Raw genomic sequence first — 20,994 nt, forward strand, 5'->3', positions numbered from 1 at the left:
TCTCCGCGGTTTCAACCTATTTCGCTCCACCGGCTCCGTGCCACCGATAGCGGACGCGCCCTGCGGGCTTATTTCGCCCGCTATCGGCGTCACTGCGCCACCTCCACTCAAACGGTTTTCCCCGCCGGAGAGGCAAAGAAAAACGATCAGCCAGAGGGAGCACCCACACCATGCAGACCACCACCGACTTGCAGACCACCGCGAAGACCTACCTCACGCTCGCGAACACCCGCGCGGTCGACGTCCGCGTCGTGGGCACCGACCCCACGACGACGCCCTCGGTACACGTCACCCGCCGCAAGTCCGGCGTCTGGGAGGCGTGGCACTCCGACCAGCTGCACGGCATCACCAGCGGCTCGTTCCGCCACTGCGTCGCCCACGCCCGCCGCGCAGCGATCCGCCGCGTCGCCCCGTTCCTGAACCGCTGAGAGGACCACACCATGACCCGCACCGACACAGGCCGCGCCACGGCCGAACAGCTCGCGCTCATCCTCGCGACCAGCCGCGACGAGGACCCGGAGAACACCACCGCGACCGACGCGGAGATCCTCACGCACACCCGCAACACGCTCGGACTGCCGGGGGAGTGCGGACCCGGCGGGATGCCTGTCTACGACGACGGCACCGCCGAGGCCGCCGCGCTGATCGCGTTCCTGACGCCCGCCGAGTAGTGCGGGGGAGGGGCCGGCCTTCTGGGCCGGCCCGTGAGGGGCGACCCCCTCACACTCCCCCGGGGAGATGGCTTCAGTGGAAGTTGATCGTGGAAGGCGCAGGTGCCTTCCAGGACTCTTCCTGGTACGAGTGCGGGTCGTGAGCCTCGCGGGGCGGCTCCCCGAACGGATCGTCCGGCAGCGCCGTCGGCGCTGTGGTGAACTTCGCGCGGAGCGATGCGGCGATGGAGCGAATGCGGTAGATCACGGCGTTCATGTCGTTCTCCCGTCCGGGGTGATCAAGCGTCACCTACCCGAAGCCTACCGACGTCGTTTCTCCGGTGGGGCGCGAGCTTCGCACGCGCAGCGGTGACGGAGCACCGCCGGCAGGAGCCGCTACGCGGCCGGATTACCCGTTTTCTTCACCTCTCCGCGGTTTCAACCTATCTCGCTCCGCCGGCTACGTGCCGTCTCTCTCGGACGCGGTCGCACGCTCCCTTATTTCGCCCGAGAGAGCCGTCACTCCGCCGACTCCACTCAATTGGTTTTCACTCGCCGGAGAGGCAAAGAAAAACGATCAGGAAGACGACAAAAGCCCCGTAGTTGGTCTAGAACCACGGGACTCGTCGCCTCAATGATCGCACACCGATTGAGGAGAAACCATCGTGACTATCACCACCGGAACCGGGACCGTTCAGCACATCGACCCGACCGTCCTCGTGATCGAGGCGAACGTGCGCACCAGCGCCCCGCTGACGAAGGACTTCATCGCGTCGATCCGCGAGAACGGGGTCATCACCCCGGTCCTCGCCCGCCGCGACGAGCACGGCAACGTCATCGTCCGCGCCGGACAGCGCCGCACCCTCGCCGCCCGCGAGGCCGGAGTGCCCACGATCCCCGTCTACGTCGTGGAGGGCGACGAGACGACCGCCGACCGGATCGTTCAGCAGATCATCGAGAACGACCAGCGCGCCGAGCTGAGCGTCGCGGACCGCACCGCAGCGTGGGCGCAGCTCGCGTTCGAGGGCGTCTCCGCCGCAGCGATCGCCAAGCGCACCGGCACCAAGACCGACGCGGTGAAGAAGGGCCTCGCGGTCGCGGAGTCCGCGACCGTCACATCCGTTCTCCACGAGCACGAGCTGACCCTGGACCAGGCGGCGGTGCTGTTGGAGTTCGAGGACGACGCCGACGCCCGCGCGACCCTGATCGAGGTCGCCACCCACGACCCGGCCCAGTTCGAGCACACCGCGCAGACCCTCCGCGACGAGGCCGCGCACCAGGCGCTCCTCGCAGCGACCGCCGCCGAGTACACCGGCAACGGCTTCCAGATCCTCACCCGCTCCGACGCCTACGGCGACCAGGCGACGTGGACGCCGGTGCGGCAGCTGCGCGGCGAGGACGGCAAGAACGTCACCCCCGAGCAGGTCGCCGCCGCTCCCGGCCGCGGAGTGCTCATCGACACCAGCTGGCGCGGCGAGGTCGAGGTCACCCTCCTCGTCCAGGACCCCACCGCCGCCGGATTCACCTACGCCTACGGAGCCCCCGAGCAGCCGCAGACCGAGGAGGAGGCCGAGGAGGAGCGGGCCGAGAAGTCCGCGGAGCGGAAGGTGCTCATCGCCAACAACAAGGCGTGGAACGCGGCCGAGAAGGTGCGCCGCGAGTGGATCGCGACCTTCCTCGCCCGCAAGACCCTCCCCAAGGACGCGGATCGCATCATCGCCCTCGGTCTCACCACCCACCGGTTCGCGGTGTCCTCCGGGATGAGCAACGGCAGCGACCTCGCGCACGCGCTGCTGCGCATCGAGCGCCCCTCCGGCTACCGCGCCGACGCCCTCGCAGCGCTGGTCGAGGCGAACCCCGCGAAGACCCGCCTGGTCGCCCTCGCTGTCGTGCTCGGAGGCCAGGAGGCGCACACGAGCAAGGAGTCCTGGCGCCGCGGCGACGAGCGCACGGCCGAGCACTTCCGCCAGCTCGCGGCCTGGGGATACGCGCTCTCCCCGGTCGAGCAGGTCGTCACCGGCGACAGCACCCCCGCCGACGCCGCAGGGCTCAGCTAGCCCACCCGGCGGGGACCGGCTCGCGCCGGTCCCCGCCCCCTCCTCCTCTCCCACTGCTGCACAGGAAGGCCCCACCATGACCACCACGACCACCGCACCCCGCCCCGCCCACCGCTTCGACCCTTACCAGGAGGACCCGACGCTGCGAGCGGCCGAGGTCGCCGTCGACGCCGCGGCCGCGTCCGGTGACGCCGACGCGACCGCCGCCGCAGCGCGAGCGCTGATCGTCGCCGCGGCCGCCTACGGCTGGCCCACCGCGACCGCCCTCGTCTTCAAGTACGAGACGACCGGCCCCATCGCCCACGTCTGGGGACTGTGGAAAGTCCTCGTCGCCGACCGCCAGGTCCTCCGCGAATGGGACGAGGAGCCCGGCGACATGACGGACGAGTCCGAGGAGGAACTGATCGCCCTCGACCTCATCAGCAACCGCCGCGCGACCCTCGACTACACCGACTTCCCAAAGCCCATCGGCTCCACCACCCTGATCCTCCACACGCTCACCCTCTGAGCGCGTGCGCGGGCCGACCCGAAACGGGCCGGCCCGCACGAGGGGGAGAGCCCCCTCGACCCCCCCGGTCACGCGCGTGGAACGGCCACGCGCGCTCGAGCGGTGGTCAGCGGCGAGGACGCGGCTTGTACTTCTTCCCCGCCCGGATGTTCCGGTTCTCGATCACCCCGACCACCGCCAGGCCGGCGGCCACGGCGACGATCAGCACCCACCCGAGGACGTTGAACCACTCACCGGTGAATGCCGCGTAGGTCTGCTCGCCGGCGATCGCGAAGAGCATGAACGACAGCCCGAACCACACCATGCCGTTGCTGATCAGGGCAGCACGCGCGAGCTTGGTCCGAGGCTTCGACATGCGCCCACCCTTCCACCGCACCCTGGACGTGTCCACGAGATCTCAACGGCCTGACCCCTGCGCCGGTCGTCGGGTCAGCGGCCCGCGTCTAACCCGTGAATCCCGCAGCTCGCAACTCGCGGCGCAACGAGTCCTTCCAGTTTCCATCGGGGTACCTTATATAAGACAGGCCTGCGATATCTGACGGGTGTTCTACACTCTTGTCAAGAACAACAATGTTTTTACGATCAATTTTCCCGATGAAGTAGCCGAGCTCCAAGACGACGTTCTGCCGAGCGCGCGCATTCGGTTCTTTTCCTTCCTCGCGTTCAGCGACACTCTGACCTATGTCGTCCGGCGTGAGCATGACAATCACATATGACGCGCGGGAAGCGAAACTCTCGAACTTCTCGATAATCGTTTGGCCCTGGCCTGCTTCCTCGGCAAGAGAGGTTGGCATGATGCCTGTTTCCTGCCACACGTAACGACTGACCTCATTCATTGCGGCTAGATCGTGACCGTGGACGATGAAAATCGACCGCGGAGCAGTGGTCTCAGGTTCCAGCGAAGGGGCAGGGGCGAGCGCCGGCTCGGGGCTCGCTGTCGCCCAGGGTGCGGGTCCCGGAGTCGTCACCTGGCGGAAGGCGGACAGGGCCGCGGCTTGAAATGGCCCGGGTATTGCCGGTGGTACGAACTGAGAACGCGTTTCGGATGTTTCGGACTGTACCGCTTCATCGAAGACGTTGTGGCGCTCCAGCTTGCTCCATTCGGTCGGAATTTCGCGGAGCGATCGAGGTGCCAGGTAGTCTGCGAAAACTCGCTTTGTGCGGCTCGGACCGTGTTCCTTGATCCATTCTGGCAAATCAGGCATCGATTCGGCCAGCAGTTCCATTCTGCCCTTTTCGCCCGATCCTGGGTCCGGTGCCTGCGACAGGACCCAACCCAGAACTTGGAGAGCTGCTTCCGGGTAATCTGGGTCCGCAAAACTCAAGGACCGGTAAAGCCGATCGTGGCTCGCGATAATATCGCTTGTGCCCGTATCGCGGCCGAACTTGCGCCATTCAAGTTCGCCCCATCTCTCTCCGACGTAAGTGCCGGCGGCCAACTGCAACGGGTCCATCTCAGGCATGTCAGCAGTTTAGGAGCGCGGAACCGCCTCGGCAGGCCGATCGCTACGGCAGCGGGTCGAGCAGGTGAGGTCCGTTGTTGCGGACGCTGTTCACGTCGCGGGACACCTCGTAGTGCTCGAGGTCGTGCGCGACCGCGTACGACTCCCGGTCGAGCAGCTGCATCAGAGCGTCGACGTCGAGGTGCCCGCCGTGCCAGTCGTCGTACCCGTCCGGCGTGATGCACGCCGGCATCCGGTCGTGCACCTCACCCGGCGCCACATGAGAGTCACGGGTGATGATCGCCGTCGACAGACGCCACTTCTCAGGATCGTCCTCCGCCCTCGACGGATCCGGCCACGCCGACACGACGCCCGCCATGGCGAGGGCCGCGTCGGGCTCGTAGATGAAGTGCGGCTGCTTCCCCGTCTTCGTGACCGTCCACTCGTAGTAGCCGGCCGCCGGGATCAGCACCCGCGACGTCGCAAACGCCTTCCGGAACATGGGCGAGCTCGAAACCGTCTCGATCCGCGCGTTGATCGGCCGCGGCCGCTGCTTCTTGAAGTCCTCCGTCCACACCGGCACGAAGCCCCAGCGCACAGCCGGCGCCAACCGCTCCCCATCGCTCTCACGCACGACGGTCACCGGCGACGTCGGCGCCACGTTGTAGTTCGGGTGCAGACCCCCCAAAATCGGCCGAGACGAGATCCGGCAGCAGAGCCGCCGTGGAGTCCTTGACGACGAAGCGGCCGCACCTCAGTGGCCCTTGGGGAAGTAGGTTCCATGCGGGCCAGCGCTGGCGAGTGACCGGAGGGTCAACACGATCGAGCAGACGAGTCCGACTCCCACAACCAGAGTTCCAGGAGCAGCTTCACCCCACCCACCGAAGGTGGCCCAAAGTGCGACGACACTCACGATGATCGCGCCCACCTCGAACCAGAACCAACCCTTTCCGCGGGCTTTGGCTGCGGCGAACACCGCGTAGGTCAGAAAGAGTGCCGTTGCAGCGGCGCCCCCGTCACGGAGCAGGATCGCCAGATCGAAGTCGGGACCTTCGCCTGCCGTCTGCAATGCAGCAACCCCGTACCAGACAGCAACGACCGCCGTCACGAAGGCAAACCCCAACGCGAACCACGTGGCAATTGCACGTGCTTTCCCTTCCCGGGACGCGACATTGTTCATGCGCCTGAGGATACCCACTCCCTCCGGCGGCCGTGTTCCAAGACGACAGGCATCCCGCGGGGAATCGTCGTCTGGACGGTGGAACTAATCATCGTCAGCCAGCCGTCCGGTAGGGGATCGCTCTGAGAGGGAGTGGGGGTTGGCTTCCGTTATCCGTCGAACACCTCCCCGCTGGCGAAGGCCGCGTCCTCGGCCAGAAGCGACACCAGGGGCTCCGGGCAGCTGTCGAGGAGGACGCGTCCGGCTGAGGGCATGGGGTCGCCGTTGAACGCGGTCTCGACGCGGTAGCAGGTGTAGACCTCGCTTGGACCCGCGCTGTCATCGGCGGGGGAGCGGGGACCTGAGGCGATGAAGACCGACGCATTCGCCAAGGTGGGCGTGGATGAGAGGTCGTAGAGGACGCCGCCGCCAGCATCGAGGTCGAGCTCGGCCGCTGTGGACGCTTCCCCATTCCATTGAGTGCCGTTGAGCGCCGCGAGGTATGGTGCGGATTCGTTGACGCGCGGGCTGAAGAGCTCCCTCGACAGGGGGTCCTCGAAGGCAGCGATCTGGCGCCAGAGCACCCCGTCGATCCCGCTGTCGTAGCCGCGGTACTCGGTCGGCCCGCATCCGGAGACAAGGAACGCGATTGCGCTGACTGCGACAGTGGACGCGACTGCGCGAGCTCGTTCCATGCGCGCCACTCTAGGCGTGACTCTGCCGCACCAACTGTCTCGTATGAGGACCGGGCGGCTGATCAGACGTCCTCACCGATCGACCGGCGGAGCCGCTGGATCTGCTCCTCGAGTGCCGAGTGGCACTCGTCGTCGGAGGGCGTGTGCCCGATTCTCTTGCCGAGGTCTGACCGGTACCGGTTCATCATGTGGTTCAGCGTCGATGCCTCTGTCGACGGGTCGCTGACGAGGAAGCCGCTGCTGAGGTTCGCCAGCACACCGATGCTGATCGTGCGGTCGTCGTGTGTGACGAGCTCGGGATGGTCCATCTGCTCAGCGTCGGCGCATCGGTGCCTTCCGTCAACAGTGACTGAGCGCTGAGGTACGTCCCGGCTGGGGATCGTCGTACGAGACTCGGGCGAGCTCAGGCCACCCCTTCTGGCCGGGCATGGGCGTTGACGTCGTGCAGGATCTTCACGATGACGGTTACGTCGGACTCGTCGAAGAGATAGTCGACCCCGCTCGGGGCGTGGTCCGTGTAGGGCGATTCGTAGAGGCGTCCAGCGTCCATTAGACCGTTCGCGGTGAGCTCGTCGGCGATCAGATGGATGAAGCGGATCTGGTCGACCGAGAAGCGCGACCCGTCGAGGAAACGTGCGAAGGACTCGAGTGCTGACTCCCGATCCAGGCCGACGAGGGAGCGGATGAAGGGTCCGAGTCCGTGCGCCTGCTCGGTGGCCAGGTCGATGTCGGCTTTCGAGCCCGCTCCGCTGGCGAGCAGCATTGTCTCGAGGGCGCTGAGGTCGTCGGGCGTGAGCTGCCTGTTGCGGCGCAGGCGCTGCAGCGCCAGGTGGTCCTCGTGCTGCCGTAGGTACGCGGCCGCCTTCGCTCGGAAGCGTTCGAGGTCGGTGCCCGGAGTAGTCTGTCGCAGCACGACTTCGGTCGCGTCGCCGAGCTCATCGATAAAGTCGGTGTAGACCCGAGGGCGGGTGACGTTCGGGACGAAGCGCGCGAGCGCGCGAAGGCGCAGCCGTGCGGCCTCGAGCATGCCGAGGGTCACGTCAACCCACCAGTCGTCGCCGGCGATCTCCTCCAGCAGCATGAGCTGTTCCGCGACCGAGGGGATTGCCGCCTTCGCCAGCAGTGCCGTCGCGATGGCCTGCACTTGTCGGCGGATACGGTCGGCGGCGAGCATGTCGCCGTCGAGCTGCGCGAGCTGCCTCCGCAGGATCAGCAGATCGAATCGTTTCGCATCGACGTCGTCGTCCCTCACACCCGAGGGCAGACCGGCCAGGTGCGCGAGCACGTCGGCCGCGTCGTCCGGCGTCAGGGCATCCCAGGCGGCGGAGTCGGCGAACTGCTCGACCCATCGCCGTTCCGGTCGGACGAGGAAGTTGTCGATGTTCATCCCCGCGACGACCTCCAGCAGGGTGTCGGCGGCCGACGCGCGCAGATCCGCGTCAAGCTGAGCGCGGTCGAGTGCGGTGATCAGCCCGAGCCGGGCTTCGAACAGTCGCTGGGTGAGGGACTTCTGGGTCGAGCCTTCGCTGCCGGGTAGGTCCTGGCTGAAGAACTCGAGGTTGCCGCAGAAGTCGAAGACCAGGAAGTCCTTTTTGGGCTGGCCCTCGCCGAACAGGTCGGGGCGCAGGCGGGTGCCGCGGCCGATCATTTGCCAGAACTTCGACTTCGACCGCACCGGCTTGAAGAAGACCAGGTTCACGATCTCGGGCACGTCAATACCGGTGTCGAGCATGTCGACCGAGATCGCGATGTGCGGCGCGTGGTCGGCGATCGAGAACTCGTCGATCAGGTTCTGCGCGTAGGGGGTGCCGTGGGTGATGACGCGGGCGAAGTGCCCTGCGTGCTCGGGGTACTGCTCGTCGAAGCGGCGCTGAATGAACTCGGCGTGCGCCTGGTTCTTCGCGAAGACGATCGTCTTGCCGAGCCGGTCCCCGCCGGCGACCTTGTACCCGCGTGTCATCAGGGTCGCGAGCACCTTGTCGACGGTGTCCTCGTTGAAGAGGAATCGGTTCACTTCCTCCGCATCGACCGTGGTCGGCGTTCCGCCGTCGCCCCAGTCAAGCGCGTCCCAGTCGTCCTTCTCCTCATCGCTGAGTTCGTCGTAGCGGATGCCCTTGCGCAGGAAGCGGGTGCCGACGGAGACCCCGCGCGGGGGCACCAGAAATCCCTCCGCCACGGCTTCGTCGAGCCCGTACGCGTCGGTCGGCACACCGTCCTCGAGATGGAACCGGCGGTAGGTGTTGTGGTCGACCTCGTCTTTCGGGGTCGCCGTCAGGCCGACGAGCAGTGCGTCGAACCAGTCGAAGATCGCACCGTACTTCTGGTAGATCGAGCGGTGTGCTTCGTCGATCACGATCAGGTCGAAGAACCCTGGCCCGAATCGCCGCGTCGGAGTGCCCTCGCCGTCGGTCATGTTGTTGATGAGGTTCATCATCGTGGGGTACGTCGAGACGTGCACGCGCCCCTCAGCGTTTCGCTCAGTGACCAGGTTCACCGTCGCGGCGCCGGGAAGGTGTGCCTTGAACGCGTTCGCCGCCTGGTTCACGAGCGCGGTGCGGTCGGCGAGGAACAGGATGCGCTTGGCCCAGTTCGCCTTCATCAGTTGATCGGCCAGCGCGATGACCGTTCGCGTCTTGCCCGATCCCGTCGCCATGACCAGCAGAGCCTGTCGTTGCTTGCGATCGAACGCGTCCCCGACCGCTCGGATCGCCCGCACTTGGTAGTGACGGCCTGCGATGGCCGGACTCACGTGGGCCCCGGACAGAGCCAGGCGGGTCGAGCGGCGCTGGATCATCAGCTCGAGTTCGCTGCGCGTGATGAACCCGGCGATTTGACGCGGGGGATACCCGGCAGCGTCGTCCCAGAGCCAGTGCTCGTAGCCGTTCGTGAAGAACATGACGGGCCGCCGCCCGTAGGCGGCTTCGAGGCGGTCGGCGTAGAGCTTCGCCTGCTGTTGACCGAGGTGCGCGCTCTTAGTTGTGCGCTTCGCCTCGACGACCGCGAGCGGCAGCCCATCGCTTCCCCAGAGGACGTAGTCGACGAACCCGACTCCCGGCCCGTTCGGCATGCCGGCGACCTCGAACTCGCGATCGCGCGCCTCGGTAAGCGGCCAGCCCGCCTCGGCCAGCAGCACGTCAACGAACAGGTCGCGGGTCTCGGCTTCGGAGTAGTCGTGATCGTCGGATGCATGGTTCGACGCCTGCGCCGCGGCCACTTGCGCCCGCAACTGCTTGATCTCCGCTGCCTGCCTCGCGGCAAGCTCGTCCCGGTCCGCGAGGGCCTTGGAATGGGCTTCGTCCTGCGCGGCAAACTTCGCCGCGAGCCGCTGCACGTCCTCGCGCGTGAGCGGTGCCGCTCGGGCAGCGAGAGCAGGATCGAACTTCGCACCCATCGGAACACCCTCGGGATGCGCCGAATGACGGAACGCCGCCCATACAAGCACATGATGCAGCTCGCGCAGCGCCGCCAACGCAATGTCGGGCCGCACCTGCTGCTGCGCATGCACCGCCTGGTTTCCAAGCTTCCGGATCAAGTTCAGCTTCTGCCCGATCCCCACCCCGACAACCCGCGCGAAGCCAGCGTCATTGATACGCGCGGCGAGGTCGTCCTGGTACGGAACAGGCAGATCGAGTACCTCGTAGAGATGGCCGACGAGCTGCTCGACCGCCCGGCGGCTGTAGAAGCACGCCGACCGCGGGTCGCTGAACAGGTAGGACTCCGCGCGGGAGGCGTCGTCGAATACGTCAGACCATGCGGCTCGCAAAAAGTTAAAGTTCGCGGTCATAGTTCTCCCCTAAACGCCCGTGACTGCAGCGACGCGAAGAGCTCGTCATCGGCGCGGACGAGGCGCTGGGCTGTGGCTCGTGAAGTCGCCAGTTGCTCTACCCGTGACCGAAATTGCACCTGCAAATCCATCGGCGGTAGGTTGACGGGCAACTGCTTGATCTGATTTTGAAACAGATTTGCCTGAGCCGAAGAATTTGCCCTTGCGATCATGATCGCCTTGACCGTGGGTGTGGATAGATGATGCTGAAGAAAAGTTGAGTCAATGACCGATGATGGCCTCACGAGGGCGGCACTTCGAACCATCGCGAAGCGAGCTCGACTCCCCACCTGGGCCACGCGTCCGATCGACCCCGAGCATGAAATGAGAACATCGCCGCTGCGTGGATGGATTCGCTTGCTGAGAGATTGAAACTCTGCCTCGTCGACGTAGTCGACGTTCTCAAAGTCAATCCAACCATCACGAACGTTTCTGGCCGAAAGTAAAGGTACGCCCGACTCGCTTCGGCGCGGAGTTTTGTGCTCGCCGTCGGTAACTCGCTCGGCGACGTCCGCGACTGTTGCTACAGGCCATGAATGTCCGTCAAACGTCTCTCGATAAAACGCCTGCGGCAACGAGTCGAGTTGGGCGAGCACCTGGCGGCGCTTGGCACGCAGGCTGTCCGCCTGATTGAGGATCGCGGCGATCTTCCGCTGCTTCTCGAGCGGCGGCAATGGAACCTCGAGTTGTTGCAGGAAGTCCGTGGGAACGCGGCGCTGACCTCCGCTCCCGATCATGCGCAATTCGCCAGATCTGCGCACTTCCGGACGGCGGAGGAAATGGAGGAGGTATCTCTCGTCAATCTCGGGCCCAGGACGCACGACGTGGAACTCAGTAGATCCGACTCCGATCTCCTCGTCGAGAACCGCCCTGCCTATCTTTCCGTTCTCGAAGCAGGGCGTGATCTTCGCAACAAGCAAATCATGATTGCGGAAAATCGTGTAGCCCTTCGAAACCGCGGTAAAAAGCCGCGAATCCTGCGGAGTTGCAGTCGCTGTCACGTCGTCCAGCTGGGCCATCCCGACGAAGGACACACGCTGCTCCCCGGGTACTCGATCACCTTTCGGATTCACCGCGGCGACGTCGGACAAACGCGCTGATCTCACGTCAGCATCTCCTTCAGCTCGGCGAGCCCGTCAGCGATCTCGGTTTCAAGAACCTCGATGTCGGCGATGATCGCCAGTGGCGCTCGGTGTTCGATCTCGTCGTGGACGATCTCTTTGTAACGGTTGATGGAGAGGTCATAGCCGTGCGCGGCGATGTCTGCCTTGGGTACGGTGAACGACTGGTCGGTGCGGGCCCGCTCGCGTTCGGTGGTGCGGTGGTCTGTCCAGCGGGTGAGCGCGTCCGGTAGATCGTTTGCTTCGATTGGGTTGCGCTTGTCGTCGAGGGAAAAGCCGTCGGCGCGCACGTCGTAAAACCAGACGTCATCGGTGCCGCCGGAGTTCGTTTTTGTAAAGAACAAGATCGCGGTCGACACGCCCGCGTAGGGCCGGAAGACGCCGGAGGGGAGCTTGATTACCGCGTCGAGCTTTTGGTCCTCCACGAGCATCCGCCGCAGCGCCTTGTGTGCGGTCGACGACCCGAACAGCACACCGTCGGGCACGATCACGGCCGCGCGGCCGCCGGGCTTCAGCAGCTTCAGAAACAGAGCGACGAAGAGCAGCTCGGTCCTCTTCGTCTTCACGACGCGCTGCAGGTCCTTCGACGTCGATTCGTAGTCGAGCGAGCCTGCGAAGGGCGGGTTGGCGAGGATCAGCGTGTACCGCTCGGCGTCGTCGCTCGCGCCCTCGGAGAGAGAGTCGCGGTAGCGGATGTCGGGCGATTCGATGCCGTGCAGAAGCATGTTCATGCTGCCGATGCGCAACATGGTCGAGTCGAAGTCGAATCCGTGGAACATGCTGGTGTGGAAGTGCGAGCGTTGCGCGGTGTTCGTCAGTACACCGGGGTGCTCGCGCCGCACATACTCGGATGCGGCGACCAAGAACCCGGCTGTGCCGCACGCGGGGTCGCAGATCTCGTCCGCCGGGTGGGGCGCCATCATGGCGACCATCAGCTCGATGATGTGCCGGGGCGTGCGGAACTGCCCGTTGACGCCGGCGGAGGCGATCTTCGACAGCAGATACTCGTAAAGATCGCCGTTTGTGTCGCGTTCGGCCATGGGGATGTCGTCGAGCATGTCGACCACACGCGAGAGCAGAATGGGCGTCGGTATGGTGAAGCGGGCATCGCGCATGTGCTCGCCGTACGTCGACCCGTCGCCGCCGAGGGTGCGCAGGAACGGGAAAACCTCGTCACCGACAATCTTCCACATGACCTCGGGGTCGTCGTTCTTGAAGCGGCTCCACCTCAGATGCTCCAGCCCCCGCCGGTAGATCGGTCGCTCGACCGCACCGCCCGTGACGCGCGCCTTCCTCTCAGCGAGCGTCTGCAGGTCATCAAGCCGCCGCACGAACAGCAGATAGGTGATCTGCTCAATCACCTCGAGCGGATTCGAGATCCCCCCGGACCAGAACGCATCCCAGACTCGATCGATCTTGCTCTTGAGCTCTCCGGTGATCACGTTTCCACCATATCCGAGCTATAGGCGCTGTCCGTCGCGCCTCACGCGGTCGTCAAGACGCCAAGGCTGTCCCGCCGCCCGCCGGCAGCCCGGTTAACCGTCATTGCTGCCGACGGTCGGCCGATGGTGAGCCGGCGTCGGCTGGATTGCCCGTTTGACCGCCCGATGAAAATTGACGACGAGCGTCGAACGAGACGGGCGTCAGCACGGGTTGGGCCCGCATCCCTGGGGACACGGACGTCTCGCTGGTCGGCTCCGTGCAGCCTCGCGGTCGGGTGCTGCGGCGAAGCCGTTGGTCTCACGACTGCGGCGCGCTATTGAGCGGTGCGCCGATCGCGCAGCACTCCGTCGCGAGACATCCGCAGCCGCTCCTCATCCGGTCACCGCCTCGCAAAACATTAGCTTTCTGAGACACTAGGACGACGACGGGTGCATGGTCGAGTTCTGCCGGTATAGCGGTCACATTGGTGTCTCAACAACGCGTCTCGTGGCGATTCGTCTCAGGAGAGTGCTCGGAGTGGCTTTCCGAGGCAGACTGGGATCGTGAGGCTTCTCGGGTATACACGTGTGAGTACGGCTAGTCAGGACGCGCAGTTGCAGCTCGATGCGCTCTTCGTGGCTGGGGTACAGAAGCGCGACGTGTTCGCGGACGTGACGTCCGGCAGCAAGACCGCGATCGAGCGGCGCGGGATGAAGAAGCTGCTCGAGTACGCCGAGGACGGGGACACCGTCGTCGTCTGGCGAGTAGATCGCCTCGGCCGGTCACTGATCGACGTTCTCAACACGGTGAACCTGTTGCGTGAGCGAGGGGTGCAGGTTCGGTCGATTTCGGACGGCATCGACCCGTCGACGTCGACGGGCCGCCTGATGCTGAACATGCTCGCCACACTCGCGGAGTACGAGCGGGAGCTCATCGTCGAGCGCGTCAACGCCGGCATCGCCGCCGCACGTGCGAACGGAACTCGCTTCGGCCGGCCCCTGTCGGACCCGGTGGTTGTCGCGGACAAGCTCGCGATCGCCGCGGACGCGCGAGCGCGTGGGCGCACTGCTGAGGAGGCTGCTCGTCTCGTCGGATGGAGCCGTGCCTCGCTCTATCGCCATCAGGCGGACGCCGCTCGCCGCGCAACTGCGGGAGAGTAGGCAGCGTCCTAATAGGGCGTCGCTCACAGGTACACGCAGACGCGACACCGAGCGCCGCGAGAATCCGCGGCGCTGAGTGTCACTGTGAATTTCGGCGGTCTGTTGCGGCGTTCTGACGCCGCTGCGTATCGCGCCTAGCCGAGGAGTTCGGCCTGGATCCGAGCGGCGACGGCCTCTCGGAGGGGACGGACGTTCTCGGCGCTCCAGTCGGTCGGGTCGGGGAACTTCCATTCCAGGAACCGGCCGGTCGGGGTCGCGGGCAGGGTGAGGCCGGGCTTCATCGCAACGACGATGTCCGCAGTGTCGAGGTCTTCGACGGTGACAGCGCGGGGGGTGCGGTCGCTGATGTCGAGGCCGAGCTCCGCGACGGTGGAGGCGATCGCAGGGTTCACCGTGTCCGCGGGCGACAGCCCGGCGGAGGTGGCGGTGTAGCGGTCGCCGGCGAGGACTTCGAGTAGGCCGGCGCCGAGTTGGGAGCGGCCGGCGTTGTGCTGGCAGAGGAAGAGGACGGTGGGCTTGTCGGTCATGCGGGGATGCTGCTTCCGGTGTTCGTGCGGGTCCAGGTCTGGGCGGCGATCTGCACGGCGTCCCAGGGGGAGCCGAGCGGGGGTGTGTAGGAGAGGTCGAGGTCGGAGACCTGCTCGACGGTGAGCCCGGCGAACAGGGCGGTCGCGTAGGTGTCGACGCGCTTGGCGGTCTCGGTGCCGAGGCGGCCGACGAGCTGAGCGCCGAGCAGGCGCCCGTCGCGGGTGTCGCCGGTGATGCGGATCGTGATGGGCTGCGCGCCCGGGTAGTAGCGCTTGTGGTCGTCCGCGACCGCGGTCGTCGTCGCCGGAGCGAATCCGGCGGCGAGGGCCTCGTGCTCGCGCAGGCCGGTGCGGGAGGCGACGAGGTCGAAGACCTTCACGACCTGCGTGCCGACGGAGCCGGCGAACCGGGCAGTGCCGCCGAGGGCGTTCTCGCCCGCGACGCGGCCCTGCTTGTGGGCGGTGGTGCCCAGCGGCAGGTAGGTGCTTCCGAGGAGGCGGTGGTGCGTGGTCACTCCGTCGCCTGCCGCGAACACGTGCGGCAGGCCCGTGCGCATGGCCTCGTCGACGACGACCGCGCGGCCGGCGCCGAGGGACGCTCCTGCGCGGGCGAGGAGGTCGGTGTTCGGCTTCACACCGACGACGAGGAGGACGACGTCGGCGGTGCGGGTGAGGGGTGTGCCGTCGTGGTCGGCGTGCACGGCGAGGCCGGTCGCGGTCTTCTCGATCGAGGCGACGGTGGTGCGGGTGAGGACCTCGACGCCGTGCTGGTCGAGTTCGGTGTGGACGAGGGCGCCGAGTTCGGGATCGAGGGTGGAGAGCACCTCCGGGCCGCGCTGCAGCTGCGTGACCTGGAGGCCGCGGACCGTGAGGGCTTCGGCCATCTCCAGGCCGACGTAGCCGGCACCTACGATGATCGCCGTCTGCGGGTCGCGGCTGTCGAGGAATCGCTCGAGCGCGAAGGTGTCGCCCATCGAGTGCAGCACGTGCACTCCGTCCTCCGGCCCCAGCTCGTCCACGCCGACGATCCCGGCGGAGGACGCGAGGGCGCCGGTGCCGACAATCAACTCGTCGTAGCCGATCCGGTCGAGCGTCCCGTCGGGGGTGCGGACGGTGAGCTGCTGGCCAGCAACGTCGATGTCGGTCGCGAAGGTGTCCAGGCGCAGGGTCATGCCGGTGGCTTCGAGGTCGGCGTGGGTGCGGTGCGCGAGCGACTGCCACGGCTGCACCTCGCGAGAGAAGTAGTACGGGATCCCGCAGATCGAGAAGTTCGGGTACGAGTCGGCGACGACGACGGTCACGTCGACGGACGGGTCGAGCTCGCGGGCGCGCAGCGCGGCGGAGATCCCCGCGTCGCTGCCGCCGATGGCGACGAGATGCATCAGAAGGCCTTTCGGATCAGACGTGCGAGGAGGTCGAGGTGGCCGGGACCACGAGGCTCCCGGCGGTCCGGGCGGCGCCCGGGAAGAGGAACACGGCGATGCCGACGCCGATCGCGGCGCCGACGACCTGCGCCACGACGAACGGCAGGACGGAGGTGGGGGCGATGCCGGCGAAGGTGTCGGTGAAGACGCGGCCGAGGGCCACGGCAGGGTTCGCGAACGAGGTCGAGGACGTGAACCAGTACGCCGCGCCGATGTACGCGCCGACCGCGGCCGCCGCGAGCGGGCCGCGGTGCGTGCGGGCGAGGGAGAGGATCACGAGGATCAGGCCCGCGGTGGCGACGACCTCCCCGAGCAGGTGGCCGGCGGTGACGCGCTCGGTCTTCGCGATCGCGGTCGGAATCTCGAACATCGCGTTCGCGAGGACCGCGCCGCCGATGCCGCCGAGCAGCTGCGCGCCGACGAACACCGCCAGCTCCCGCCCGGACAGGCCGGTGCGGTCGCGACGACCGAGGAGCGCGTCGACGGCGGACACGAGCGGATTGAAGTGCGCCCCCGATACCGGGCCGAAGACGAGGATCAGCACCGCCAGTCCCAGCGCGGTCGCGAGGGAGTTCTCCAGCAGTTGCAGGCCGACGTCGTCCGGAGAGAGCGACTGCGCGGCGATGCCGGAGCCGACGACGATCGCCACGAGCAGGCCCGTGCCGAGGAACTCGGCTACGGCCCGACGAGCGAGCGGAGGAAGGGAAGTGGTGTCCATGTCGTCGGCCATCTTGACCGCTCACGATCACTCAGTCAAGATTGAGTCAATGAACACCGAGCGAACCGAACTGGAAGCGCGGGCCGCCCGGCACGCGGCCCTCAGTGATCCCGCGCGCCTGCGGATCGTGGACCTACTTACCCTCGGTGACCTGGCGCCGCGGGAGTTGCAGGACCGACTCGGGATGCCCTCGAACCTCGTCGCGCACCACCTCGCCGTCCTCGAGCGCGAGGGCATGATCCTCCGTCGCCGTTCAGAGGCGGACCGGCGCCGCAGCTACGTCCACCTGATCCCCGGCGCGTTCGACCAGCTCGGCCCCTCGACCACCGCCGCAGCGCGACGGGTGCTGTTCGTGTGCACCGCGAACTCCGCCCGCTCCCAGCTCGCCGCGCAGCTCTGGGCGCAACGCAGCACCATCCCCGTCGCCTCCGCCGGCACGCACCCGGCCGCCGCGGTGGCGGCCGGCGCGATCGCGACCGCCGAACGTCACGGCCTCCCGCTACCCGAAGGTATCCCGCAGCAGTTCGCGGACGTCGCCGCGGACACCGACCTCGTGATCACCGTCTGCGACGCCGCTCACGAGGAGCTCGGCTCGGAGGCGCTGCACTGGTCGATTCCCGACCCGGTACCCGCGGGCACGGATGCCGCGTTCGATGCGGCCTACGACGAGCTCGCCGCGCGCGTCGACGCTCTCGCGGCGCACGTCACCGCGGCCTGACCCCAGGGTCAGACGCGGGTGAGCATCCCCGCGAGTGAATCGAGCGCCCCTGGGACGAGGGAGAAGTACGCCCACGTGCCGCGCTTCTCGCGGGCCAGGATCCCGGCGTCCACGAGGATCTTCAAGTGGTGCGACACCGTGGGCTGACTCAGCCCAACCGGCTCCGTCAAGTCGCACACGCACACCTCGCCCGAACTGCTCGACGCGACGATCGACACCAGGCGAAGCCTCGCCGGATCCGCCATTGCCTTCAACGCCCGCGCCAGCAGCTCCGCGCCCTCGGCGCTCAGCGGCTCGCGCGCGAGCGGCGCGCAGCACGCGGCCGCCGCTGCGGTGAGAGTCAGCTCGGTCGTCGCCATGCCTCCACCCTCCCACACATTGACAGTCATCGATATGCCGGGGCAGACTCAATCCATCGATGACCGTCGATGTTGAGGAGTGCACCTGATGACCATGCTGCTGACCGTCCCGCCCCGCACCGACGAGCGCCGCCTCACCGGCCTGCCCGTCGCCGTCATCGGCGCCGGCCCTGTCGGTCTCGCCGCCGCCGCGCAGCTGCTCGAGCGGGGCCTGGACGTCATCGTCTACGAGGCCGGCGAGAGCGCCGGGGCCGCGGTGCAGCAGTGGGGCCACACCCGACTGTTCTCGCCGTGGGAGTACCTGGTCGATTCCGCCGCCGGGCGCCTGCTCGACGCCGCCGGGTGGGAAGCGCCCGCTGCGAAGAAGCTGCCAACCGGGCACGAATTCGTCCGCGACTACCTCGCCCCGCTCGCCGCGACGCCGCAGCTCGCCCCGGTCATTCGGTACCGCTCCCGCGTGACCGCCGTGACCCGCGAGGGCATGGACCGCACCCGTTCCACCGGCCGCGCCGCGACCCCGTTCCTGTTGCGCCTGGACACCCCAGAGGGCGCCGTCGACGTCACCGCCCGCGCGGTCATCGACACCTCCGGCACATACTCGACCCCCAACGCCCTCGCCTCCGCTGGCCTCGACCCCATCGGTGCCGTCGACGTCACGGAGCACCTCAGCCACGCACTGCCCGACGTGCTCGACGCCGACCGCGCCCGCTTCGCCGGAAAGAGCGTCCTCGTCGTCGGCGCCGGCCACTCCGCCGCGAACACCCTGATCAAGCTCGCCCGCCTCGCCCGTGAGGAACCGGATACGAGGATCACGTGGGCGATTCGGGGCACCAGCCCGCTGCGCGTCTTCGGCTCAGGCGACGACGAGTTGGAGGAGCGCGGCAAGCTCGGCGGCACCGTCCACCAGCTCGTCCGCGACGGCGCGATCACCCTCCTGGACCGCTTCGAAATCGACCGCCTCGAGAAGACCGCCACCGGCCGGGTCGCCGTCCTCGGGCGCCGCCGGAAGGAGCGCGAGAGCGTCGAAGCCGACGTCGTCGTGCAGGCCACCGGGTTCCGCCCCGACCTCGACATGCTGCGCGAGATCCGCGTCTCCCTAGACGAGATCGTGGAAGCGCCCCGCGCGCTCGCCTCGCTCATCGACCCGAACCTGCATTCCTGCGGCACCGTCGACCCCCACGGCGTCGCGGAACTCGCCCACCCGGAGCCGAACTTCTTCATCGCGGGGATGAAGTCGTACGGCAGGGCGCCGACCTTCCTGCTCGTCACCGGCTACGAGCAAGTCCGCTCGATCGCGGACGAACTCGCGGGCGATCACGCCGCTGCCCGGCGCGTGCAGCTCGTGCTCCCCGAGACCGGCGTCTGCTCTACCGACATCGGATCCGCCGGAGGAAGCTGCTGCTCATGACCGCGATCCGGCCGATGACCCCCGAGGACTGGGCGGCGGTCGAGACGATCTACGGCGACGGGATCGTGACCGGGCACGCCACCTTCGAGGCCGAACCGCCGACGTGGGAGGCGTTCGATGCGGGGAAGCTCGACGTCGGGCGCCTGGTCGCTGTCGACGGTGACCAGATCCTCGGGTGGGCCGCTCTCTCACCCGTCTCCAGCAGGACCGTCTACCGCGGAGTGGTCGAGCACTCCGTCTACGTCGCCTCCGCCGCGCGCGGCCGCGGCGCCGGCGCGGCACTCCTGCAGGCGCTCATCGAGGCCGCGGACGCTGCTGGTCTCTGGACGATCCAGTCGAGCATCTTCCCCGAGAACATCGCCAGCCTCGCCCTCCACGACCGCGCCGGCTTCCGCCGCGTCGGCACCCGCGAACGGATCGCGCTGATGACTTACGGACCAGCCGCCGGTACCTGGCGCGACACGATTCTCATCGAACGTCGACGCCCGTCCTGACCGTCGCGGTAGAGGCCGGTCGACCGCTCCATTTCGGCGAGCGGAACGCCCCGTGCCGACGCTGGCGGTTTCGATGTCTTCTGGACGCTTGCACTGCCTCCATTGGCCGATTACGAGTGTCGCGAACGTGCCTTGCAGAACACAGCTCGCGGACACGGTCCGTGAGACGCGACTCGCCGATGACCTGGTTGCCGGCGTCTGCTGTCACGTCGACGTTCGTTCGCGAACACCTCGGCAGTGGTCGCTCAAATCGATTTCTGTCGATAACATCGGTGCATGCCGATTGATCACGTGCGGGGCACCTCTGCCGCCGTCTCCCTCTTTCACTCTTTGGCCGACCCGAAGCGTCTCCAGATCGTGCGGCGACTTCAGCACGGTGAGGCTCGGGTCAGTGATCTAGTGGCGGAGCTGGGCGTGGCGCAGTCGACGGCTTCTGAGCACATGAGCTGCCTGCGCGAGTGCGGCCTGGTCGTGGGGCGTGCAGAGGGACGGCAGGTGTTCTACTCGTTGGCCCGTCCGGAGCTGATCGATCTTCTCGAGTCCGCTGAGGCACTTTTGGAGGCGACGGGGTTCCAAGCGGATCTGTGCGGCACGTTCGGGGCGGAAGCACGGAGCGCACGTGACGTGGACGCTGCCGCATCGGAGGTCCGTCGGGGCGTGGAAGTGGCGCCGTGATCGGCACTATCGCGGCGGCAATCGGACTGTTCGCTGCGACGAACATCGATGACATCGTGGTTCTGACGGTGCTGTTCCTCGCGTCCGCCCGTGGCTCGCTGCCGGGCTGGAAGGTTGTGGCGGGGCAGTACCTCGGCTTCGCGACTCTCGTCGCGATCAGCGTCGTTGCCGCCGCCGGGTTGACGATCATCCCGGATGAGTGGGTGGGGCTTTTGGGCCTGATCCCGCTGGCGATCGGTCTGTACGGGCTCATCCGCACCCTGCGCAGCAGGGGCGATGATGACGACGACGATGACGAGAGTTCGATCAGTGCGGTCGGGCTGCTGGGCGTTGCGGGGATCACGATCGCGAACGGCGCGGACAACATCTCCCTCTACACGCCCGTATTCCGCACGAGCCCGATCGCGGACACGGTGGTCACGATCGTCGTGTTCTTCCTCCTCGTCGCGGTGTGGTGCCTGATCGCTCGCGTCGTCGGCACGAACAAGACGGTGACCGAGCTGTTGGAGAGGGTCGAGCACTGGCTCGTGCCTGCCGTATTCATCGGCCTGGGTCTGTTCATCCTGATCGAGTCGGGTGTTCTGCCTCGACTCCTCGAGCTGTTCTGATGCCCGCCACGCGCAGGCTCGTCCTC

The 20,994-nt window shown here is 67.2% G+C and carries 24 protein-coding genes; 10 read left to right on the plus strand and 14 right to left on the minus strand.

Annotated elements, in window-relative coordinates:
• The first annotated feature begins 170 nt into the window (after positions 1-170).
• Positions 171-428, plus strand: a complete 258-nt coding sequence (locus tag C5C55_RS08455; protein WP_104233593.1) for a hypothetical protein — start codon at positions 171-173, stop codon at positions 426-428.
• A gap of 12 nt (positions 429-440) precedes the next feature.
• Positions 441-671: a hypothetical protein gene (locus C5C55_RS08460; RefSeq protein ID WP_104233594.1), complete on the plus strand. Its 231-nt coding sequence runs from the start codon at positions 441-443 to the stop codon at positions 669-671.
• Positions 672-744: 73 nt separating this feature from the next.
• Here the strand turns inward: C5C55_RS08460 and C5C55_RS08465 are convergent, their stop codons facing one another.
• Positions 745-927 (minus strand): hypothetical protein, encoded by a 183-nt coding sequence (locus C5C55_RS08465; RefSeq protein WP_104233595.1) that lies wholly within the window; start codon positions 925-927, stop codon positions 745-747.
• Between the two features lie 388 nt (positions 928-1,315).
• Here C5C55_RS08465 and C5C55_RS08470 point away from each other — a divergent pair, with 388 nt between their 5' ends.
• Both C5C55_RS08470 and C5C55_RS08475 read left to right on the plus strand, forming a co-directional pair.
• Positions 1,316-2,707, plus strand: coding sequence for a ParB/RepB/Spo0J family partition protein (locus C5C55_RS08470; protein ID WP_104233596.1), 1,392 nt, complete (start codon positions 1,316-1,318; stop codon positions 2,705-2,707).
• A gap of 76 nt (positions 2,708-2,783) precedes the next feature.
• Positions 2,784-3,215, plus strand: a complete 432-nt coding sequence (locus C5C55_RS08475; RefSeq protein ID WP_104233597.1) for a hypothetical protein — start codon at positions 2,784-2,786, stop codon at positions 3,213-3,215.
• 106 nt (positions 3,216-3,321) lie between these two features.
• On the opposite strand, the gene C5C55_RS08480 is transcribed toward C5C55_RS08475, so the two are convergent.
• From C5C55_RS08480 to C5C55_RS08515, 9 genes are all read right to left on the minus strand, one after another.
• Positions 3,322-3,570, minus strand: coding sequence for a hypothetical protein (locus C5C55_RS08480; RefSeq protein ID WP_104233598.1), 249 nt, complete (start codon positions 3,568-3,570; stop codon positions 3,322-3,324).
• An 88-nt stretch (positions 3,571-3,658) separates the two neighbouring features.
• Positions 3,659-4,678 carry a TIR domain-containing protein gene (locus tag C5C55_RS08485; protein ID WP_104233599.1) on the minus strand — a complete coding sequence of 340 codons (1,020 nt, stop codon included), beginning with the start codon at positions 4,676-4,678 and terminating at the stop codon, positions 3,659-3,661.
• Positions 4,679-4,721: 43 nt separating this feature from the next.
• Positions 4,722-5,345: an SOS response-associated peptidase gene (locus C5C55_RS08490; RefSeq protein WP_258072521.1), complete on the minus strand. Its 624-nt coding sequence runs from the start codon at positions 5,343-5,345 to the stop codon at positions 4,722-4,724.
• Between the two features lie 66 nt (positions 5,346-5,411).
• Positions 5,412-5,837, minus strand: a complete 426-nt coding sequence (locus C5C55_RS16300; protein ID WP_146080911.1) for a hypothetical protein — start codon at positions 5,835-5,837, stop codon at positions 5,412-5,414.
• 149 nt (positions 5,838-5,986) lie between these two features.
• Complete coding sequence (locus tag C5C55_RS08495) at positions 5,987-6,511, minus strand: hypothetical protein (RefSeq protein WP_146080912.1); 525 nt, start codon at positions 6,509-6,511, stop codon at positions 5,987-5,989.
• 62 nt (positions 6,512-6,573) lie between these two features.
• Entirely contained in the window at positions 6,574-6,819 is a 246-nt protein-coding gene (locus tag C5C55_RS08500; protein WP_104233602.1) for a hypothetical protein, read from the minus strand.
• Between the two features lie 95 nt (positions 6,820-6,914).
• Positions 6,915-10,295, minus strand: coding sequence for a DEAD/DEAH box helicase family protein (locus tag C5C55_RS08505; RefSeq protein WP_104233603.1), 3,381 nt, complete (start codon positions 10,293-10,295; stop codon positions 6,915-6,917).
• Positions 10,292-11,440, minus strand: coding sequence for a restriction endonuclease subunit S (locus tag C5C55_RS08510; protein ID WP_374954235.1), 1,149 nt, complete (start codon positions 11,438-11,440; stop codon positions 10,292-10,294). The genes C5C55_RS08505 and C5C55_RS08510 overlap by 4 nt, the downstream gene beginning before the upstream one ends.
• The gene (locus tag C5C55_RS08515; RefSeq protein WP_104233605.1) at positions 11,437-12,897 is read right to left on the minus strand and encodes a class I SAM-dependent DNA methyltransferase; all 1,461 of its coding nucleotides are present in this window, start codon (positions 12,895-12,897) and stop codon (positions 11,437-11,439) included. Before C5C55_RS08515 ends, C5C55_RS08510 begins: the two co-directional genes overlap by 4 nt.
• A 543-nt stretch (positions 12,898-13,440) precedes the next feature.
• Between C5C55_RS08515 and C5C55_RS08520 the strand changes: the two genes are divergently transcribed.
• Positions 13,441-14,037, plus strand: a complete 597-nt coding sequence (locus tag C5C55_RS08520) for a recombinase family protein (RefSeq protein ID WP_104233606.1) — start codon at positions 13,441-13,443, stop codon at positions 14,035-14,037.
• 134 nt (positions 14,038-14,171) lie between these two features.
• Here C5C55_RS08520 and C5C55_RS08525 read toward each other — a convergent pair whose 3' ends face one another.
• From C5C55_RS08525 to C5C55_RS08535, 3 genes are read right to left on the minus strand one after another with little or no spacing between them, the layout of a single operon-like run.
• Positions 14,172-14,564 carry a low molecular weight phosphatase family protein gene (locus C5C55_RS08525; RefSeq protein ID WP_104233607.1) on the minus strand — a complete coding sequence of 131 codons (393 nt, stop codon included), beginning with the start codon at positions 14,562-14,564 and terminating at the stop codon, positions 14,172-14,174.
• A complete protein-coding gene (locus tag C5C55_RS08530; protein WP_104233608.1) occupies positions 14,561-15,946 on the minus strand; it encodes an FAD-dependent oxidoreductase in 1,386 nt (461 codons plus the stop codon). Before C5C55_RS08530 ends, C5C55_RS08525 begins: the two co-directional genes overlap by 4 nt.
• Positions 15,947-15,962: 16 nt before the next feature.
• Positions 15,963-16,706, minus strand: coding sequence for an MIP/aquaporin family protein (locus tag C5C55_RS08535; RefSeq protein WP_181067815.1), 744 nt, complete (start codon positions 16,704-16,706; stop codon positions 15,963-15,965).
• A gap of 49 nt (positions 16,707-16,755) precedes the next feature.
• Between C5C55_RS08535 and C5C55_RS08540 the strand changes: the two genes are divergently transcribed.
• A complete protein-coding gene (locus C5C55_RS08540; protein WP_104233610.1) occupies positions 16,756-17,424 on the plus strand; it encodes an ArsR family transcriptional regulator in 669 nt (222 codons plus the stop codon).
• An 8-nt stretch (positions 17,425-17,432) separates the two neighbouring features.
• Here C5C55_RS08540 and C5C55_RS08545 read toward each other — a convergent pair whose 3' ends face one another.
• Positions 17,433-17,783, minus strand: coding sequence for a metalloregulator ArsR/SmtB family transcription factor (locus C5C55_RS08545; protein ID WP_104233611.1), 351 nt, complete (start codon positions 17,781-17,783; stop codon positions 17,433-17,435).
• Positions 17,784-17,871: 88 nt separating this feature from the next.
• Between C5C55_RS08545 and C5C55_RS08550 the strand changes: the two genes are divergently transcribed.
• From C5C55_RS08550 to C5C55_RS08565, 4 genes are all read left to right on the plus strand, one after another.
• Complete coding sequence (locus tag C5C55_RS08550) at positions 17,872-19,191, plus strand: FAD-dependent oxidoreductase (protein ID WP_104233612.1); 1,320 nt, start codon at positions 17,872-17,874, stop codon at positions 19,189-19,191.
• The gene (locus tag C5C55_RS08555; RefSeq protein ID WP_104233613.1) at positions 19,188-19,685 is read left to right on the plus strand and encodes a GNAT family N-acetyltransferase; all 498 of its coding nucleotides are present in this window, start codon (positions 19,188-19,190) and stop codon (positions 19,683-19,685) included. Before C5C55_RS08550 ends, C5C55_RS08555 begins: the two co-directional genes overlap by 4 nt.
• A gap of 276 nt (positions 19,686-19,961) precedes the next feature.
• Positions 19,962-20,360 (plus strand): helix-turn-helix transcriptional regulator, encoded by a 399-nt coding sequence (locus C5C55_RS08560; protein ID WP_055794452.1) that lies wholly within the window; start codon positions 19,962-19,964, stop codon positions 20,358-20,360.
• Positions 20,357-20,968: a cadmium resistance transporter gene (locus tag C5C55_RS08565; protein ID WP_104233614.1), complete on the plus strand. Its 612-nt coding sequence runs from the start codon at positions 20,357-20,359 to the stop codon at positions 20,966-20,968. Before C5C55_RS08560 ends, C5C55_RS08565 begins: the two co-directional genes overlap by 4 nt.
• Positions 20,969-20,994: the final 26 nt, after the last annotated feature.

This window comes from Rathayibacter sp. AY1C2 (assembly GCF_002931195.1).
GTDB lineage: Bacteria > Actinomycetota > Actinomycetes > Actinomycetales > Microbacteriaceae > Rathayibacter.